We start from the raw sequence: 1,327 nt of genomic DNA on the forward strand, positions 1-1,327 counted from the left end.
TTCAATATATTGTGATCGATAATAGTATTTTAAATTATGAGAAGCAAAATGGTATTCATCAATTAAACGAGGTTCTCGCTTTTATTCAATCTGACGATGAACCTTTATCCTTAAAACAAATTGAAAACAGTGAAGGATACTTATCGAAAATTAATGAAAAGAATCAGTTAATTCGTGTTCTTGATAGGAAAGGGAACATTATAACCAGTACCTCAAACAATGTTTCACCAAACTGGCAGCAACCGAAAACGGTGAAGCACGAAGAGTGCAAAGTGCTTCGAAACCACGATGAACGCCTACTCGTTCTTCGTTCTCCAATTGTCACCGATAACTTCACTGGAACTGTTGAAATTGTAAGAAATATGGAGATGTCCGATGTTTTTATGGACAAGATTTTTTTATTAATGCTTGCTGCAGGAGTAGGATCACTAATCTTTAGTATTCTAGGTGGAACCATTCTAGCAAAAAAAATACTATCCAACATTCAAGCGTTAACATTAACGATGAAAAAAATAAAAAAAAATGGACTTGAGGAACGAGTTCCAGTTAATGAAAAAAACGATGAGTTTGCTCAATTAGGCAATTTATTCAATGAGTTAATGGATAGCCTCGAAGACTCCTTTTTACAGCAAAAACAGTTTGTAGAGGATGCTTCACATGAATTAAGGACTCCGTTAGCCATTATTCAAGGCCATTTGACATTATTAAATCGCTGGGGGAAAAATGATGCGGCAGTATTAGATAAATCCTTGAAATCTAGCCTGAAAGAAGTAGAGCGTTTAACGAATCTGGTACAAGAATTATTAGAGTTATCCCGAGCTGAAAATAGTCTGATAAACCCTGTAGATGTTGAACCAATCAACGTATGGACGACTGTCCAACATGTTGTAAGGAATTTTGAAGTAGTGTATAGCGATTATGAGTTTAAAATAAAACATTTCCATAAAAACCTTTATGTAAATATTTCTTCTCGCCATCTAGAACAAATATTAATCATTTTGTTAGATAATGCAGTCAAATATTCTAAGAAAGAAGAAAGGGAGGTAGTTATAGACTGTTCTCTAATCAATGGAAAGGTATCCCTTAAAGTAATGGATAAAGGAATTGGCATTCCGGAAGAAGATATACCTTATATTTTAAATAGATTTTATCGAGTGGATAAGGCAAGGAGCAGAAAGCAAGGAGGACTTGGCTTAGGACTGGCTATAGCTAAACGATGGGTGGAAAAGTACCACGGTACTATTAATATCGAGAGTAAAGAAGGCGAAGGAACAAATGTAACGGTTGTATTGCCTCTGTTTAATCACTCTCTATAAATGTGCATATA

1 protein-coding gene is annotated in these 1,327 nt (G+C 34.8%); it reads left to right on the forward strand.

The features are described 5' to 3' along the window. The coding region (locus AC1DRF_RS28080; protein WP_477742321.1) for a HAMP domain-containing sensor histidine kinase at positions 1 to 1,316 on the forward strand (1,316 nt) is incomplete at its 5' end. Positions 1,317 to 1,327 lie beyond the last annotated feature (11 nt).

The sequence above is a fragment of the Priestia sp. P5_B4 genome, from assembly GCF_056400385.1.